General features: G+C 58.5%; 17 protein-coding genes. 9 read left to right on the forward strand and 8 right to left on the reverse strand.

Annotated features, from left to right (window positions below; translation table 11 throughout):
- The coding region (locus tag Mhypo_RS14105) for a DUF4277 domain-containing protein (protein WP_119341926.1) at positions 1–128 on the reverse strand (128 nt) is incomplete at its 3' end.
- Positions 129–220: 92 nt separating this feature from the next.
- On the opposite strand from Mhypo_RS14105, the gene Mhypo_RS14110 reads away from it, so the two are divergent.
- A complete protein-coding gene (locus Mhypo_RS14110; protein WP_119341927.1) occupies positions 221–535 on the forward strand; it encodes an FUN14 domain-containing protein in 315 nt (104 codons plus the stop codon).
- On the opposite strand, the gene Mhypo_RS14115 is transcribed toward Mhypo_RS14110, so the two are convergent.
- The 3 genes from Mhypo_RS14115 to Mhypo_RS14125 form a co-directional block, all read right to left on the reverse strand.
- Complete coding sequence (locus Mhypo_RS14115; RefSeq protein WP_119341928.1) at positions 532–1,383, reverse strand: hydroxymethylglutaryl-CoA lyase; 852 nt, start codon at positions 1,381–1,383, stop codon at positions 532–534. The two genes, Mhypo_RS14110 and Mhypo_RS14115, sit on opposite strands and share 4 nt — an antisense overlap.
- On the reverse strand, positions 1,380–1,730 hold the full coding sequence (locus Mhypo_RS14120) for a DUF5615 family PIN-like protein (RefSeq protein WP_119341929.1): 351 nt from the start codon (positions 1,728–1,730) through the stop codon (positions 1,380–1,382). The genes Mhypo_RS14115 and Mhypo_RS14120 overlap by 4 nt, the downstream gene beginning before the upstream one ends.
- 168 nt (positions 1,731–1,898) lie before the next feature.
- On the reverse strand, positions 1,899–2,153 hold the full coding sequence (locus tag Mhypo_RS14125; protein WP_119341930.1) for a DUF433 domain-containing protein: 255 nt from the start codon (positions 2,151–2,153) through the stop codon (positions 1,899–1,901).
- A gap of 447 nt (positions 2,154–2,600) precedes the next feature.
- Between Mhypo_RS14125 and Mhypo_RS14130 the strand changes: the two genes are divergently transcribed.
- From Mhypo_RS14130 to Mhypo_RS14160, 7 genes are all read left to right on the forward strand, one after another.
- Positions 2,601–3,254 carry a tetratricopeptide repeat protein gene (locus Mhypo_RS14130; RefSeq protein ID WP_119341931.1) on the forward strand — a complete coding sequence of 218 codons (654 nt, stop codon included), beginning with the start codon at positions 2,601–2,603 and terminating at the stop codon, positions 3,252–3,254.
- A 749-nt stretch (positions 3,255–4,003) separates the two neighbouring features.
- The gene (locus Mhypo_RS14135) at positions 4,004–6,580 is read left to right on the forward strand and encodes a BamA/OMP85 family outer membrane protein (RefSeq protein WP_240637263.1); all 2,577 of its coding nucleotides are present in this window, start codon (positions 4,004–4,006) and stop codon (positions 6,578–6,580) included.
- A gap of 143 nt (positions 6,581–6,723) precedes the next feature.
- Positions 6,724–7,788: an alpha/beta hydrolase gene (locus tag Mhypo_RS14140; protein WP_119341933.1), complete on the forward strand. Its 1,065-nt coding sequence runs from the start codon at positions 6,724–6,726 to the stop codon at positions 7,786–7,788.
- 280 nt (positions 7,789–8,068) lie between these two features.
- The gene (locus Mhypo_RS14145; RefSeq protein WP_119341934.1) at positions 8,069–8,770 is read left to right on the forward strand and encodes a GNAT family N-acetyltransferase; all 702 of its coding nucleotides are present in this window, start codon (positions 8,069–8,071) and stop codon (positions 8,768–8,770) included.
- Positions 8,771–8,792: 22 nt separating this feature from the next.
- Entirely contained in the window at positions 8,793–11,057 is a 2,265-nt protein-coding gene (locus Mhypo_RS14150) for an FdhF/YdeP family oxidoreductase (protein WP_119341935.1), read from the forward strand.
- On the forward strand, positions 10,993–11,859 hold the full coding sequence (fdhD, locus tag Mhypo_RS14155; protein WP_119341936.1) for a formate dehydrogenase accessory sulfurtransferase FdhD: 867 nt from the start codon (positions 10,993–10,995) through the stop codon (positions 11,857–11,859). The genes Mhypo_RS14150 and fdhD overlap by 65 nt, the downstream gene beginning before the upstream one ends.
- Before the next feature lie 70 nt (positions 11,860–11,929).
- Positions 11,930–12,256, forward strand: a complete 327-nt coding sequence (locus Mhypo_RS14160) for a DUF503 domain-containing protein (protein WP_119341937.1) — start codon at positions 11,930–11,932, stop codon at positions 12,254–12,256.
- Positions 12,257–12,307: 51 nt separating this feature from the next.
- Here Mhypo_RS14160 and Mhypo_RS14165 read toward each other — a convergent pair whose 3' ends face one another.
- From Mhypo_RS14165 to Mhypo_RS14175, 3 genes are all read right to left on the reverse strand, one after another.
- Positions 12,308–12,652 carry a DUF4342 domain-containing protein gene (locus Mhypo_RS14165; protein WP_240637264.1) on the reverse strand — a complete coding sequence of 115 codons (345 nt, stop codon included), beginning with the start codon at positions 12,650–12,652 and terminating at the stop codon, positions 12,308–12,310.
- Between the two features lie 15 nt (positions 12,653–12,667).
- The gene (locus Mhypo_RS14170; protein WP_119341938.1) at positions 12,668–12,976 is read right to left on the reverse strand and encodes a DUF4342 domain-containing protein; all 309 of its coding nucleotides are present in this window, start codon (positions 12,974–12,976) and stop codon (positions 12,668–12,670) included.
- Between the two features lie 202 nt (positions 12,977–13,178).
- A complete protein-coding gene (locus Mhypo_RS14175; protein WP_119341939.1) occupies positions 13,179–14,375 on the reverse strand; it encodes a thiolase family protein in 1,197 nt (398 codons plus the stop codon).
- 512 nt (positions 14,376–14,887) lie between these two features.
- Between Mhypo_RS14175 and Mhypo_RS14180 the strand changes: the two genes are divergently transcribed.
- Positions 14,888–15,970 carry an FtsW/RodA/SpoVE family cell cycle protein gene (locus tag Mhypo_RS14180; protein WP_119341940.1) on the forward strand — a complete coding sequence of 361 codons (1,083 nt, stop codon included), beginning with the start codon at positions 14,888–14,890 and terminating at the stop codon, positions 15,968–15,970.
- A gap of 414 nt (positions 15,971–16,384) precedes the next feature.
- Here the strand turns inward: Mhypo_RS14180 and Mhypo_RS18380 are convergent.
- Positions 16,385–16,647: hypothetical protein (locus tag Mhypo_RS18380; protein WP_420845996.1), on the reverse strand; the 263-nt coding region annotated here is incomplete at its 5' end.

Below are 16,647 nucleotides of genomic sequence, written 5' to 3' on the forward strand. Positions count from 1 at the left end.
ACCTTCTCGTTGGGGCGTGGCCCTACCTGATGATCCACCGTCTCCACCAGCTTCATCCGATCCATGATTCCAGCCACCAGACCCAGGTGGGCCAGGTCGTAGACCTGAAGATCAGCGTCGGTTTCCATCCCAAAATCCTAAAGTCAGGGTAGAGGGGTGCGGAATGTGGGGTAAAAAATCCTGACCGCGCATTTCCCCTCGAGCATGGCACAATAGAAGCGTGGAACTGATCCAACCCTATATCGGGCAGCTCACCTTTGGCGGGCTGGCCGGTTTTGCTGTCGGTTATGCCATTAAGACCGTGGGGCGCTGGGTGGCCATCCTTCTGGGCCTGATTTTCGTGGTGGTGCAGGTGCTGGCCTCGATGGGCTACATCAACGTGGACTGGACGCGCATCCAGCGCGATGTGGAGCCCTTGCTGCAGCAGGAGCAGATCAAGAGCATCTGGGACGCCTTGGTGCGGGTACTTACCACCAACCTGCCCTTTGGGGGGGCTTTTGTGGCCGGTTTGTTACTGGGGCTCCGGCGAGGTTAGGCGTACTGGGTGCGCAGCAGCAGGGCCTGGCCGGAGAGTTCCGGTAACCGATCAAGGTCAACGCCGGTGTGCTGGCCTTGCTTCGCCAGATAGGGCAGCACCTGCTCGGTGGCCAGATTGCCCACCAGCTCGTCGCCCGCGAAAGGGCAGCCGCCGATGCCGCCCAGGGCGCCCTCGAGCCAGCGAACCCCGGCCCGAAGGGCCACCTGTACCTTCTCCAGGGTGTTTTCCGGGCGGCTGTGCAGATGGAGGCCCAGCTTCTCGTCGAGCCCCCCGCTCATGGCGACCGCCTGGAGGGTCTGGGCAATGGTCTGTGCCGAGGCCACCCCGTAGGTGTCGGCCAGCACGATGCCTGAAAGCCCTTTTAGCTGCCGCATGCACTCCACAAACTGCGCGGTGAGACCCGGCTCCCAGGCATCGCCGTAGGGGTTGCCAAAGGCCATTGAAAGATACACCACAAACCGCAGCCCTTGGGACTGGGCTATCAATTCTTCCAGCACCGGCCAGGATTCCTCGATGCCCAGGTTGAGGTTTTTACGCTGGAAGGTCTCCGAGATGGCGAAGGGATAGCCCACCGTGGTCAGGTGCGGGGCTTTCAGGGCCCGCTCTAAGCCCTTCAGGTTACCGATAATAGCCAGATACTCGTGCCCCTCCGGTGCAGGCAAAGCCGTCAGTACGGCCTCGGCGTCGGCGTGCTGGGGTACCCACTTGGGCGAAACAAAACTGGTCAGGTCGAGGCTGTGGAAACCGGCCTCGAGCAGCCTCTGCAAATACGCCACCTTTTCTTCGGTGGGGATGAACCGGCCAAACCCCTGCCAGGAATCCCTTGGACACTCCACCCATTTCACAGTTCCTCACTATACCGAGCGATGCCCTCCGGCTGCACCACATAAAGTTCGCCCCACAGCGGGTAGCCCTCTCTGAACACATCGCGCAAAATCTCGCGCATCAGCTCGGGGTCAATCACCACAGGGCGCAGCACGATGCGCGGAAAACTGAGGGGAAAGCGTAGGGGATCAGAAAAGTCCAGGTCGAGCGTGACCAGCACGTAGTTGTGTCGCTCGGCATAGGCATACAGAACGGCATCGGAGCGCCCGGTAAGGCCTGCCTCCCGCGCCGTGACCACCTCGTGGCCTTCGCCAATCAGCCACCACAGCACCCGCTGGGGAATGTTCTCGTCGAGCAGAATGCGCATGATACCAAGACTATATCCGCTTGCCTTCTCCCCCGGGTGGGAGAAGGCGGCAACACCCCGCCCACGCCACGAGAAAAACCGACGGCTGCGCATGGGTTGCTCCTGGGTGCTGCCGGACAAGGGACTTCAACGCACGTCTCAAAATGGACTGTCTGTGTAAAGCTGATATCACTCCTCGTGCAGGGCAATCCACTCGTAGTTGGTGGAGCGGGCCCCGTACAGCAGCGCGGCCTGGATGTCCTGCCGTGTCAGTTCGGGCCACTGCACCAGCACCTCCTCGATGGACATTTGGGAGGCCAGGGCTTCTAAGACCATATGCACTGCGATGCGGGTTCCTTTGAGTCGCGGCCTACCGCGGAGAATATCGGGATTGGAGCTGATGCGGGAGAGGAGTTCGCTGCGAACCTTGGGGCCGAGCTTCATAGGGTACCTCCCTTGTAACGGCTACTCGCGGTAGGGCTAAAGGCTTTTCAAGCCTGACCCAAAAACACGCCTTGCAACCTGGCCAGAACATAGGGTTTCTTTGCTAGGCTGCATGATTTATCATAGCCGGTTTCGCTCGGGCTGGGGTGCTGAAATTACCCTTGCTGTTAAGCATCTGCCCCTGCCAACCGACTCCATGAAAATCAGAAAGTAAAAAGCCCATGGCGAGGTCTGCTTACACCGGATTCAAAAACACCGTTTTTAAAACCAAAAACCCCACAGGTTGACTTCTTGAATCCCAGGGCACACCCCTCCCGACGGTCGACGAAAAAAGCCTCACCCTTCGGTGGCGAAACCAACGAATCTGGTATCCGTCGAGTGTTTAGAAATCACCTCCCTTACCTCCCATCCTTGTTAGGGTAAGGGCAGGGAGAGGTTTAGACCTTCATGACTCAACTCGATGCCACTACCGGAATTGAGCGTGCGCTACAACACCTGTCCAGAGGAGAGCCCTTATTGGCTCTAAGGGTACTGGACAGGGTCTCCTGGATGGATTTGGGCTGGCCTGATTACTGGCGGGTCAGGGCCGAGGCTTTCTTGATGCTGGGTGACTATAAACAAGCAGCCAGCAGCGCTAAAGAGGGCCTGGTTGAAGACCCTGACAATCTGCCGTTGCTCTTGTTGCACATTAAGGCCCTGGCGCAATTGGGCGACCTGGACAAGGCCCAATACGCCCTGAACCATGCGTTGCGGCTGGCCCCGCACAACCTCGAGCTTCAAAGCCTGACCGACTCCCTCGAGCTGCAAATTGACCAGCATTCCAACGCGCCCAAAACCATCTCGCCGCCCCCCGTACAAACCATTCCCGACGTACCTGCCCATGCCCGCAACGACTGGAAAACCGCCAAAGATTGGCGTTCAGGTAAGTCCATATTCAACGAGGCCGATGCCAGTGCAATCAAACGGGCTTTCAAAGCCAACACCCCCACCTCACCCAACATGCGAGTAAGGCGACGAAACTTCTCCTTTTTACCGGTTGGGTTTTTGCTTTTGTGCATGGCCTTTATCGGTTACTGGCTATGGTCGCACATGGGTAAATAAGCTGAGTGGTGCTGGCTGCTTGGCCGTAACTTATCTGCACCTAAGACACCTTTAGCTACGGACTTGTGTCCTGGCAGTTCATGCATAACTTCGACCCTACAATGGTCAACCCGGCACGCTAAAAATCCCTTTCTTTTTAGCCAGCAGACGTATCTGATTCCTGGTCGGATACGCCTTCTCGGAATGACCAGGTCGCTTTTTTTGGAATGGGAACGGTTTGGATGAGTAATACCGGATTCAAAAAGACAGTTTACAAAGCCAAAAACATCAGAGGCTGTCTTTTTGAATCCTAGAGCACACCCCTCCCTTGAGTACCGGCGCTAGCCGGGGGCCGATGGCTCTTCACTGTCGGTCGGCGAAGAAAGCGTCTCGCTTCCAAGGGGCGGTATCGCCCTCCGCTACGCGGATAACTTCCAAGGGGCGGTATCGCCCTCCGCTACGCGGATAACTTCGGTCGGGTTAGTTCGTCACCGTTTGGTGACGAACTAACCGAATCTGGTATAAATGCAAGTTTCAGTTAACTAAACTGTCTTGCGAATGACAGCGCTCAAGGCAGACTCGAGAAAAGCAGGTGACTGATGGGCGTAGGCAAGCTGGAAAGGGGTTTCACCTTAATCCACTGGAGGATAGTAAGCTGATGCGGTATGCCTCAAAACCAGAATGGCTTCCTAACCTTACCCATAGCCTCGGGGCGTTTGATAAAATCCGCTCTCACTCACGCTTCACGCACCTCGCATATGGTTGGCAGCATGAAACGATTGTTGCCCCTGGTGATGTTGCTGGGTATGGCCCTGGCGGCCCCCATCGAGGAGGTGGAGGTACGGGGTACCGATACGGTACTGGCTGCACTGGTGCGCATCTCACTGCCTTTTGGGGTAGGCGATGAACCCGGCGATCTGGAGCAGGCCCGGGCCGCCGTGCTGGGTACGGGCTATTTCCGGGATGCCAGGGTTCGCCTGGATGGCAACAAGCTGGTAGTAGAGGTCACGACCAACCCGGCCATTACCAAGGTTACGGCTTCTTCCAAAGCCTTCCCCGAAGCCAACGTTCTGCGCTACCTGGAAACTGAGCAAGCCATTGGGGTAGGCTCGATATTCAATCCCAAAAAGTCCACCGAGGCCGCCCAGGCACTGGCCCGTATCTATCGCAATGAGGGCTTTCCTTTTGAACCCAGAGTTACCCCTGAAGCCAAGGATGTGCCGGGGGGAGTGGAGCTTAACTTCAATGTGGAGGAGAACCCTGAATTGAAGTCGGTGGAGGTTGGAACTGCTACCTACGTACCCAAAGAGCGCCTCGAGCCCCTCTTTCAACCGGTGGCGGAAAACGGGCGCTTCTCCTTCGAGCGTTTCCGCGATGCGGTGGGCCGCACTGGCGATGTGTACGCCGCAGCCGGTTTTCGGGGCAGTGGGGTAGATCTGGCTCGCACCGCCCTGGTAGACGGCGTGCTTCGAGTGGCGTTTAGTGAGCTCAAGATTGCCGAGATCAATGCTCGAGGGGTTGATATCAGCTCGCTCGGCCTCAAGGTAGGCGATCCCTTCAACGTAGATCAAATCCTGGACGGTGTTAATACCTTGTCCCGTAGCATCAGCCGGGTAATTGACTTTCGCCCCGAGCGGGTGAGCCAGGATGGGGTGCGCCTGACCTTCCAGGCCGGTGAGCAGCGCTTCGGAGCCATCCGCGAGGTTCGCATCGAGGGCAATACCGCAATTCCCACCGAAAAACTGCTGCCCAGGCTTCGCCTCAAACCGGGCGATGAATACAACCCGGCTCTGGCCAACGAAGACTTTGCTCGAGTCCTGCGGGAGTACCGCGATGCAGGTTTCGACCTGGTGGGCCAGCCCGACATCACCTTCCGCGATGGGGTCTATGTGCAGCGGTTGCGCGAATTGCGCATCGCGGGTTACCGCATAGAACCTGCCCTGACCCGCACCGACCCCAGTGTTTTTTTGCGCGAGATGCCCCCCGTCGGCAGCCTGTTCTCAGTGAACGCCTTGCGACAGGGCATCACCAATATTCTTCGCACCGGGTTGCTGCGTGAACCCCCAGGGGTACGACCCCAGCAAGGCGAAAAACCTGAAGACATCATCATCGTGCTGAGCTTCCGCGAAGCTCAAACCGGTAGCTTCATTCCAGGGATCTCCTGGAGCAGCCTGACAGGTTGGGAAGGCAACATCGGCATAAGCGATACCAACCTTTGGGGGCTGGCCCACCAGTACAACGTGACCTTGGGCATCAACCCCAACGATGCCGGTCAGTTCCTGACCTTCAGCGCCTCTTATCGAATTCCCTGGGTCTACCTGGATTTCGCCGACTTCAAGGACGTGCGCACCTCGTTTGGGGTTAGTGTGTACAGCCAGCCGCAGGCCAACATCAACTATCCCCTTCAGCAGCAGTATGGCGGCGGAACCCCAGACCTGAACGGAGACGGGGTCATAGACGACAAAGACCAAACCTCGGTCTGGCAGTACACCGAACGCAAAACTGGCATCAACTTCTCCATTTCCCGTCCACTGAGCCGCGACTTCCCCAACCTGCGCCTTTCAGCAGGCCTGGGGTGGGAATGGAGTATTCCCTTTCTGGAAGTCAACGACGCCAATCGCCCGAGGTGCTTGATCAAGGTGCCGGACTCCAGCAACAAGGCCAACCCTCCGATCGCCGAGGATACCGCTTGTAGCAACGCCCTGCTGCAAGATGCGCAAAGCAAGTTCGAGCAGAACGTGCGTGAGTTTCAGGCCATTACCCTCAATCTAGGCGCCACCTACAGCACCCTGAACAGCCCCACCTTCCCCACCCAAGGCTTCTCGGTCAACCTCAGCACTGGCTATGGCATTACCTTCCCAAAAGGCGGCGATGTGACCCAGTATGTGCCGGTCGTGGTGACGGGCAGAAACTACTTCCAGATTGACCAGGCAGCCCGTCAGGCCATCAGCCTGAGGCTGTCGTTTGGGACCATTTTGGGTACAGCGCAGGACAGCCAGAAGTTCAGCCTGGGCGGTAATAGTACTGACATCACCACCCTGCGCGGTTACGACCCCCGCTTTCTGGACAAGGGAACCACTGTACTCAATGGCACCCTCGAGTATGGCTACGATTTTGGCCTGAGCCCTACAGGCGGAACCAATATCTATGGCTTTGTGTTTACCGATTTTGGCCGCATCTGGCCTGCTACTGGCGACCTGGACTCTTTTTTCCTGGGGGTAGGAGTTGGCCTGCAGATTAACCTCGACTTGCTGGGCGCCATTCTGCCCCCCATCCGACTCGATTATGGCTTCAGCCAGCGCAACCCCAGCGGGCGTTTCGCGCTGCGGCTAGGACTCGGATTCTGACCTCTGCCGCTGTTCGCTTGTTCCCACCTGGCTCTTACAGGTGGGGATTGCCTTCTTGAGGCCAAACGAACACAACACCACGTTGCAAGTTTGTAACAGTAGCCCAGTAACATTAATCTAAATCAAACGCGAAGGAGTGTGCCATGGGTTCCATCCCTAACCTGCCGGGCATTTTGTCCAAGATGATCGAGACCCCACGCCTGAACATGCACGTGCTGCTGCGGGGGGCTGCCGATGGCGTACCGGTGCTTCTTATCCACGGCAACGCCAGCAGCAGCACCTTCTGGGAGGAGACCATACTGGCCTTGCCCGCCGGCTTCCGCGCCATTGCGCCCGACCTGCGAGGCTACGGCGATACCGAAGACAAGCTGATTGATGCTACCCGGGGCTGCATGGACTGGGTGGACGACCTGCTGGGACTGATGGACGTACTCGGCTATGCCCGCTTTCATGTGGCCGGCCACTCGCTGGGGGGCAGCGTGGTCTGGGCCCTGCTGGCGACTGCCCCTGAGCGAATCTATACGGCTACCGTAATCGCACCGGGCTCACCCTTCGGCTTTGGCGGCACCAAGGACGTGCGGGGAACCCCTTGCGCTCACGATTTTGCCGGCTCGGGGGGCGGCATCGTTAATCCCGAGTTCGCCCGGCTCATTGCCGAGGGTTACCGCGGTACCGAGTTTCAGGCTTCCCCCCGCACTGTTATGAACAGCTTCTACTGGAAGCCGCCCTTCCGGCATTCCCGCGAAGAGGCCCTGCTCTCGGGGGTTCTCTCCGAGAAGATTGGGCCGGACAAGTATCCCGGCGACCTGGAAGCCTCGCCCCACTGGCCGGGGGTGGCCCCGGGCAGGTGGGGCCCGGCCAACGCCATCTCGCCCAAGTACATCGGCGACAGCGTGGAGAAGATGCTAGCGGCGCCTGTCAAGCCCCCCATCCTCTGGGTGCGCGGCTCCGACGACCAGATTGTGAGCGACATGAGCCTGTTCAACATGGGCACCCTGGGCAAGCTGGGCGTGGTTCCCGGCTGGCCCGGCGACGAAGTGCATCCCCCGCAGCCGATGGTGGGCCAGACCCGGTATGTACTCGAGCAGTACGCAGCCAGCGGTGGTTCGTACCGCGAAGAGGTCATCCCGGATACCGGCCACTCCCCCCACATGGAAAAGCCCGAGTTATTCGACCCACTTTTTCACGCTCATCTGAAGTCGGTTTAGGTCGCCCCAGGGTAAGCCTGGCTCAGCAGTTCGCCAGTTGGACGCCGTCTAATCACTAATACCGGATTCAAAAAGACAGTTTACAAAACCAAAAACACCAGAGGCTGTCTTTTTGAATCCTAGAGCACTCTCTTCGGTCGGGTTAGTTCGTCACCCTATGGTGACGAACTAACCGAATCTGGTATAAGTGGGTACAAAATTTATTAACCCCTTCAGCCAAATACACGACGCCGCAGGGTGGCAAAGTGAAGGTTCATCGATCCCGTAAGCTGAATAAACCATGTCCACCCGCCTCGATGAGTATTTTCTGGCCCAAGCGGTTGCAGCTGAGCAGATGGATGCGCTCTGGGCGGAGGGCTGGCGGCACTTTGGGATGTATTTTTTTCGCTACAGCCGCCTGCAAAACCACACCGTGCTACCCCTTCGGGTGCGGCTGGCCGAGCACACCTTTAGCCGGGGCCAGCGACGGGTGCTCAAGAAGAACGCAGACCTGCGGCTGGAGCTCCAACGCGCCTTTGTGAACGCCGAGGTGGAAGCACTTTTTGAGCGGCACAAAACCCGCTTCACCCATAGCATTCCAGAAAGTATCTACAACTTTGTTTCCAGGCATCCGTCGCACATTCCTTGCCGTTGCCACAGCCTGACCCTGCACCACCAGGGCCGCCTGGTGGGCATCAGCTATCTGGATGAAGGGGCGCAGGCCACTTCCAGTGTTTACCAGTGCTTCGACCCGGCTTACCAGAAACGCAGCCTAGGCATTCTGATGATTCTTCACTCAATAAAGCTTTCAAAGGCCTGGGGCAAAGCGTTTTACTATCCCGGTTATGCCTACAAGGAACCATCCGAGTATGACTACAAGAAACGCTTGGGGGCACTGGAATACTTCGACTGGAAAGGCAATTGGCTGAAGTATCCGGCGGGTTTGTCGGCAACACCACAACCCGCGCTTACAAAACACTTCTCAGATGAGGCATTAGAATAAAGCCATTCAGCGGAGGCGTGGCGTGGCACTCAAGGCGGTAAAAAAAGGGTGGAGCCCTGAAACCTGGGTCAGCCTGCGGCCTTTTGGGCTGGGCTTGCAGAAGCCCAACAACTTTTTCGAGGTCTTCCGGGCTCTGGCCGAAAACGCCGACAACCTCGAGTACGCCTGGCGCATTCTGCAAGATGGGGTCTGTGATGGTTGTGCGCTGGGCACAAGCGGCCTTCGGGACTGGACCATCGAGGGCATTCACCTCTGCAATATCCGGCTGCGGCTCCTGCGGCTCAACACCATGGGGCCGCTGGATATCGAGCAGTTGGCGGATGTGGAGCGCCTGCGCAGCAAAAGCTCTGCCGAGCTGCGGGCGCTGGGCCGCCTCCCTTACCCCATGCGTCGTCGCAGGGGGGAACCGGGGTTCACCCGCATCAGTTGGGACGAGGCCCTGGATCGTATTGCCTGGAAGCTTTGTAAAACTCCCCCGGAAAAGATGGGCTTCTACCTGACCAGCCGGGGCACCCCCAACGAGACCTATTACGTAGTCCAGAAAGCGGTGCGGGCTTTGGGCAGCAACAACATCGACAACGCCGCCCGCATCTGTCATAGCCCCAGCACCGTAGCGCTCAAGGCCTCGCTGGGTGTAGCGGCTACGACCTGCAGCTACCGCGACCTCATTGGCACCGACCTGGTGGTGTTTTTTGGCTCCAACCCGGCGGTCAACCAGCCGGTGATGATGAAATATCTCTACTACGCCAAAAAAGCTGGAACCCGGGTGGTTTGTGTGAACCCCTACCTGGAGCCGGCCATGCAGCACTACTGGATTCCCTCCGACCCCGAGAGTGCGCTGTTTGGCACCCGGATTACCGACCACTTCTTTCGGGTCCAGCCAGGGGGCGACAGCGCCTTCATCGCCGGAACCCTGAAGCACCTGATAGAGCAGGACTGCCTCCACCACAGCTTCATCGCCGAGCACACCCGGGGCTTTGAGGAGGTAAAAGCCCAGGTTTTGGCAACCTCATGGGAAGAGCTCGAGCAGCTTTCCGGGGTTAGCCGAGCGGAGATGCTCGAGTTCGCTCTGCTACTGGCCAAGGCCGAGAAGGCCGTGCTGGTCTGGAGTATGGGCATTACCCAGCACGCCTCGGGCGAGGATACCGTGCAGAGCATCATTAATCTGGGGCTGGCGCGGGGCTACCTGGGGCGCGAAGGCTCTGGCCTGATGCCCATCCGGGGGCACTCGGGGGTGCAGGGCGGGGCCGAGATGGGGGCCTATGCCTCGGTGTTTCCGGGGGGCGTGCCCATTAACCCCGAGACGGCAGCAGCCTTGGCCCAGCAGTGGGGCTTTCCGGTGCCCCCTCAGCCGGGCCTGACCGTAACGGAGATGCTCGAGGGGAGCCTCGAGGTCTTGTGGAGTGTGGGGGGCAACTTCCTGGAAACCCTGCCCAACCCGGCCCAGGCCGAGGCCCACCTGGCCCAGGTTCCGCTGCGCGTGCACCAGGACATTGTGCTCTCCTCGCAGATGCTAGTCGAGCCGGCCGAAGAGGTTATCTTGCTGCCCACTACCACCCGGTACGAGATTCCGGGCGGCTGTACCGAGACCAGCACCGAACGCCGGGTTATCTTTAGCCCCGAAATTCCTGGCCCCCGCATCGCCGAAGCCCGGTGGGAGGGGCAGGTGTTCCAGGAAATTGTGGCCCGGATGTGCAAGCCCGAGCTCTCACAGAAGGTGCGCTTTGCCGATACCGCCGCCGTGCGGAGCGAAATTGCCCAGGTTGTTCCGCTTTACGACGGCATCCAGCACCTTGGCCAAAAAGGCGATGCCTTCCAGTATGGGGGCCCCCACCTGTGCCCGGACGGGGTCTGCCCTACCCCAGACGGGCGGGCCCAGTTCAGGCCGGTCAAACTACCGGCCAACCCTGTTCCAGAGGGGGCGTTTCGCCTGGTTACCCGGCGCGGCAAGCAGTTCAACAGCATGGTGCACGAAGCCACCGACCCCATCAACGGCGCACCCCGCGACGCAGTGTTGATGGATGTGAGCGACCTGCAAAAACTGGGCCTGAAACCTGGCCAGCGCATCTGGCTGCACAACGCTTTTGGCACACTACCCGTCACCGTTTTCCCTGCCGACGTATTCCCTGGCAGCGTGCAGGTACACTGGCCGGAGGGCAACGTCCTGCTTGACCCCAAGCTGCGCTCGAGGCAAGCCAAAATTCCGGCCTACAAAGAGGTGTATGTCTATATCCACACCCAACCACCGCCACAAAGCCCGCACTCCAACGCGGCTGCTGCGGGTTGAGCGCGGACGGGCTTTTTCCAGATCCGACCAGCTCGCCACCGAGGAGCCGCTGGAAATTCGCTTGCAGTCGGGGTTGGGCGAAAGCCGCACCCTGGCCGTAACCATGCGAACGCCAGGCCACGACTTTGAGCTTGCCGCCGGATTCCTGTTTGCCGAAGGGGTTGTTGCCAGCCGGAGCGAAATACGCCGCATAGCCTACTGCACCGACCCCGGCGAACCCCAGCAGTACAACATTGTGAACATCGAGCTAGCTTCGGATACACTGCCGAGCCTGGCCCCCCTCGAGCGCCACTTTTACACTACCTCGGCCTGTGGGGTCTGTGGCAAGGCGGGGCTGGAGAACCTGCGCTTGCGCTACGAGCCCCTAGAGCCGGGCTTTAAAGTCTCGAGTCAGATGTTAGTTGAGTTGCCGGGGCTACTGAGCCAGCACCAGGCGCTCTTCCAGCGAACCGGGGGGCTGCACGCAGCCGCCCTGTTCGACCAATTCGGGAAGCTCCTGGCCCTACGTGAGGATGTGGGCCGCCATAATGCACTGGACAAGCTTTTGGGCTGGGCATTCCTGGAAAACCGGCTTCCCCTCTGCGAGCACATCGTCCTGGTCAGCGGGCGGGCCAGCTACGAGCTCGCCCAGAAAACCCTGGCTGCGGGCATCCCAATTCTGGCGGCCATCTCGGCCCCGAGCAGCCTTGCTGTGGAGCTGGCCAGTCAATTCAACCTTACCCTGGTGGGTTTTCTCCGCGGTGCTTTCAACGTGTATTGCGGAGCGGAGCGGATCGCGCTGGACCCCCCAGCCCAAACCTGATCCGCATGCACCAGTCCCTTTATCCAGAGATTGGTGTTTGCTGGGCCTTTCTTTGTGGCACAATCTAGGTATGAAAGCCTACCTGGGCCTCTATACCGCGCGCCTCGAGATGCCCTGGGTGAAAAGCCTCAAGGAAAAACGGGCCCTGGTCAAGCCGGCCATCGAGCGGCTGCGCTCGCGCTTCCCGGTCTCGGCGGCCCGGCTGGCCGGACAGGACGACCACGACTGGGAGGTGGTGGGTTTCAGCCTGATCGGCTACGACGGGGTCTGGGTTGAGACAATCTTGCGCGAGGCCGCCGACTTCATCGCAGCCCAGGCTGAGTACGAGGTGGTGGAGGTCAACTGGAGCATCGAGGAGGTAAGCCTGGACGAGCTTTTACCTCAGCGGATTTCCTGAATACCTTTTGGGGTGCGGGCGAATAGTCAAGTTCGCAGAACCGGATTGTACTTAAGCGGGTTGGTCGGGGAAGTCGGTCCTGGATTCTTCCTCGAGGGTTCTCACTTCTACCTGTCCGTCACTGTGACGCTCTACCTTGAGCTTGAACTGGGCAATCAGCCCCCCAATGGCCCCAATGGCCGCCAGCCGCGGGGCCGCCAGGGTGAGCAAGCCTCCCACCAACACGCCCACCGTGAGCGGTAGTGAAATCAACTCTTCGCCGTTGGGCTTGCAGATCGTTACTCGCGTGGCAGTAGCGTCGCGCAGTAGCTCCTGGATCTTACCGACCAGCTCACCGCCTTGTACCTGTATTTCCTCAACCCAGGTTTTTTCTTCGGGTTTTGAGGTGTTGTCCATTCCGTCCTCCAGTACTCAGTCCAGTTTGTCTTCGGGTCGAATTTCGGTAGTAGCCCCCTCTTCGCGCTCGACGCGAAGCTTGACCTTGCTGGCCAGCCCGGCAATCACCCCCAGCGCCGCAAGTACGGGAGCCGCAAAGGTCACCACACCCCCTACCAGAATGCCCACGGTCAGGGGCACCGAGAAAATTTCCTCCCCATTGGCTTTGCAGATGGTGACCCGGCGGGTGTTGGCCTGTTGCAGCAGTTCTTTGAGTTTATCTACAAGCTGGCCGCCCGAGACCTCGAGTTCTTCCGTCCAGGTCTTTTTGGATTCCTGATTCATGATAATACCTCCACTCCCGATGCTAGCACGCAGAGATGAAAAAACCCTCCGCTAAAGGATGCAGCAAGGCCCCTCAAGCCACCAGTTAGCTGAGTAGGCCTGCCCTCATGGGCCGCACGTTGCTTTTATGTATTTTGAGCGTTGCTTTCGGCTTTCGGCGACTCCGTAGGCGGCCAGAGCACCTGAGCATTTACCCAACGAACTACTGGCCCACGGCTTCCAGGGCCATCGCGGTGGAGCCACCAGTTCCGTGGCAGATGGCAGCCAGGCCGCGCTCCAGGCCGTGGGTGTGCAAGGCATGAATCAGGGTGGTCAGGATTCGGGCTCCCGAAGCCCCAATGGGGTGACCCAGGGCAATGGCTCCCCCATGCACGTTCAGGCTGTCCATGGGCACACCCAGCAAGCGGTTGAACAAAAGGTTGTTGAGGGCAAAAGCTTCGTTATTTTCAAAGAGGTGAAAGTCGGAAACGCTAAGCTTGAGCTTTTCCAACAGCTTTTTAACGGCGGGAACCGGTGCCTCGGGGAAGCGCCAGGGCTCACCGGCAGCCCAGCTATTGCCCAAAATCCGGGCGATGGGCTTTAGCCCATGCTTGTGTACCGCTTCGGGGCTGGCCAGAACCAGGGCGGCGGCCCCATCGGAGATTTGCGAAGCGTTGCCGGCGGTAAGTACCCCGTCTTTTTTGAAGGCCGGGCGTAAGGCAGAAAGCGATTCTAGAGTGGTATCGGGCCGCACGCCTTCGTCTTTTTCCACCTTCTCCACCCCTTTGCGGGTCTTGACCTCGAGGGGCACAATCTCCTTGCTGAAATGGCAGGCCTCCTGGGCCCTGGCCGCCCGCAGGTGGGAGTGCAGGGCTATCTCATCGAGCTCAGAGCGGGTGACGCCAAACTCGGCAGCCAGGCGCTCGGTCTGGTCACCCATGGCTTCGCCGCTGAAGGGATCGGAAAGCCCGTCTCTTTGCAGAATATCCTGCAGTTGCTCCGGCGCACCGGCCAGATATTTGTAGCCCCAGCGCGCCCGGCTCGAGAGGTAAAAGCCAGTCTGGGTCATGGACTCCATCCCGCCTACCAGCACCACATCGGCGTCGCCGTTTTTGATGGCCAGCGCCCCGCTGGCCACGGCCTGCATTCCCGAAGCGCACACCATGTCCACCGCGTAGCCATCCACGGTGCTGGGGATGCCCGCCTTGAAGGCCGCCTGACGGGGCGGTAACTGCCCATGCCCGGCCCGCAAAACCTGTCCAAACACGAACAAATCCAGGTCGGTGCCACTCAATCCTGCTCGCTCGAGGGCCGCCTTCATCACGTGTGCCCCCAAATCCACGGGCGAAAAGTCCTTTAGCGACCCACCAAATCGCCCAATGGGGGTGCGCACTGCCGAGACTACCAACACCTCGCGCATAACTGCCTCCTGGCGATATATTACGCTATCCAGGACTATCGGCGTAAATTCGTTAGATTAGAAGCCCGAAATGAAGTTAGAAAAACAACATTTGCGCGATTTAAAAATAATAAGCTGTGCAGGTCTCAGGTCACAAGTCACGGGCGGGCGGGCCTTCCTTTTTCGGCCATTAGCCACCGGCTCGAGGCTTAATCGGTTTGTAAAACTAAACCCCAAGCTTTGTAGCCACTGAAGAAAATCGTTTGAGAGGTCGGAAGGTCGTTGGGGTCGTACAAGCTAGTGGTCTTTATTGGGCAAACCTTTATCCTTCACAAAAAATATGAACATAACCAGCAACAAGCCGATAATCACAGCCGCGCCAATGGTGATGATTTCGTCCATGGTCTTTCGTCCTCCTGTTTTCCCAAACCAAAGTTTAGCATTGTTTTGCCATCATTCGTCGGATTCAGTTACGTTTGTTAGCAATACCACCTAAACTGACAAATCTCACCGCACCTGGATAGACTAAGGGGGTGACGTTACGCAGGGTTCCAGTATTTGCCTACGATTGGGTGCTGATTAGCCTGGTTTTGCTCATTAACCTGGTCGGACTGGTCACGCTTTACAGCGCGGCCCCCAGCCGTGGGGTCTGGCTGCAACAACTCATTGCGTTTCCAATCGCGCTTTCTGTGGGACTGCTGATACAACTGTTCTCGCGCCGCCAGGTGCTCTCGTGGGCCTTCCCACTCTATTCGGTTTCGGTAGCAATGCTGGTGCTGGTCCTGCTGGTAGGGCGTGAGATCAATGGAGCCAAAGCCTGGTTCGACCTGGGGCCGGTAAGCTTTCAGCCCCTCGAGATCGCCAAAATTGGACTCATTCTGGTACTGGCCCGGGTGTTGGCAGTCCGTCCCCTGGAACGGCCACTGGATTACGTTTTACCGGTTTTGCTGGCAGCGCCCGTCCTGGGGTTGGTGTTCATCCAGCCCGACCTGGGGGGCACGCTGGTGCTCATTGCTGGGTTTCTGGGCATTTTGTTCGTGCGCGGGATGCCTGCGCAGCATATCATTCTGGGACTGGTAGCCGCAGCTTTACTGGTTCCCACAGTCATCTGGCCCAACCTGAGCCAGTACCAGCGCGACCGGGTCGAAATTTTGTTTGATTTATCCAAAGACCCCCGCGGCAAGGGCTTCCAGCAAATCCAGTCCACCATTGCCATTGGCTCGGGGGGGCTCATGGGGAAGGGCTTTGGCGCAGGCACCCAGACCCAACTGGGGTTTGTGCCCGAGCGCCAGACCGACTTCATCTATTCTGTGCTGGCCGAGGAATGGGGCTTTGCTGGGGCCGCAAGTCTGATATTGCTGTACGCTCTGCTTTTCTTCCGCCTGGGCCGAATGATTGTGGAATGTGTGCGAATGGAGGATCGGCTCGTGATTACCGGGGTGCTCTCGATGCTGGCTTTTCAGGTGGTGGTCAACATTGCGGTTACCCTGGGGCTAGCCCCCGTAACGGGACTGACACTGCCGCTGGTTTCTAAAGGTGGCAGCAGCCTGATAATGGTGTATCTGGGCTTGGGCCTGGCTTTGCTAATGCACCGGGATCGGTATCGGGAAGTGTAATACCAGATTCGGTTGATTCGTCACCATTGGGTAACGAATCAACAAGGCCGAAGTTATCCGCGTAGCGGAGGGCGATACCGCCCCTTGGAAGTTATCCGCGTAGCGGAGGGCGATACCGCCCCTTGGAAGGGAGACGCTTTCTTCGCCGACCGACAGTGAAGGGCCATCGGCCCCCGGCTAGCGCCGGTACTCAAGGGAGGGGTGTGCTCCAGGCTTCAAAAAAACAACCTATGGGGTTTTTGGTTTTGTAAACTGTCTTTTTGAATCCGGTATAAAAGCTCAAACCAAACCGATAGCGATTAGTTCATGGCCACCAAGCACCCCCTTTTCACACTCCTGTTACGGCCTGGGTTTACAGTTGTGTCTAACAAGAGATTGAACTGTAGTGAAAAGTAGTAAAAAAAGGGCATAAAGTCAGACTGAAAGGGCAGGGAGTACGGTCAGTAGCTGGGATTTGAGGATTTTTGCGGCATTGTGCTGTGCTGTCCGCCAAGAAAGATCTGGATGTAGTTGTTTTTGCTGTCGAATAAGGTGTAGGGCCTCGATGGCCAGGTCAGCATGTTTGAGTTGAGTAGCATAGGAACGAGAGAGGCATTTGGATAAACCCAGGTTCTGTTTGAGCAGGCGATGCACCCGCTCCAGATCCCAACGAGCTTTCCAGGCGGCAAGGACTTCTT

The organism is Meiothermus hypogaeus (assembly GCF_003574035.1).
Classification (GTDB): domain Bacteria; phylum Deinococcota; class Deinococci; order Deinococcales; family Thermaceae; genus Meiothermus; species Meiothermus hypogaeus.

Excerpts from the sequence above, each read along its gene's own strand:
- Mhypo_RS14140 (WP_119341933.1), top strand. The coding sequence starts at position 6,724 with ATGGGTTCCATCCCTAACCTGCCGGGCATTTTGTCCAAGATGATCGAG.
- Mhypo_RS14120 (WP_119341929.1), bottom strand. The coding sequence starts at position 1,730 with ATGCGCATTCTGCTCGACGAGAACATTCCCCAGCGGGTGCTGTGGTGG.
- Mhypo_RS14160 (WP_119341937.1), top strand. The coding sequence starts at position 11,930 with ATGAAAGCCTACCTGGGCCTCTATACCGCGCGCCTCGAGATGCCCTGG.
- Mhypo_RS14170 (WP_119341938.1), bottom strand. The coding sequence starts at position 12,976 with ATGAATCAGGAATCCAAAAAGACCTGGACGGAAGAACTCGAGGTCTCG.
- Mhypo_RS14130 (WP_119341931.1), top strand. The coding sequence starts at position 2,601 with ATGACTCAACTCGATGCCACTACCGGAATTGAGCGTGCGCTACAACAC.
- fdhD (WP_119341936.1), top strand. The coding sequence starts at position 10,993 with ATGTCTATATCCACACCCAACCACCGCCACAAAGCCCGCACTCCAACG.
- Mhypo_RS14125 (WP_119341930.1), bottom strand. The coding sequence starts at position 2,153 with ATGAAGCTCGGCCCCAAGGTTCGCAGCGAACTCCTCTCCCGCATCAGC.
- Mhypo_RS14165 (WP_240637264.1), bottom strand. The coding sequence starts at position 12,652 with ATGGACAACACCTCAAAACCCGAAGAAAAAACCTGGGTTGAGGAAATA.
- Mhypo_RS14135 (WP_240637263.1), top strand. The coding sequence starts at position 4,004 with ATGAAACGATTGTTGCCCCTGGTGATGTTGCTGGGTATGGCCCTGGCG.
- Mhypo_RS14145 (WP_119341934.1), top strand. The coding sequence starts at position 8,069 with ATGTCCACCCGCCTCGATGAGTATTTTCTGGCCCAAGCGGTTGCAGCT.
- Mhypo_RS14175 (WP_119341939.1), bottom strand. The coding sequence starts at position 14,375 with ATGCGCGAGGTGTTGGTAGTCTCGGCAGTGCGCACCCCCATTGGGCGA.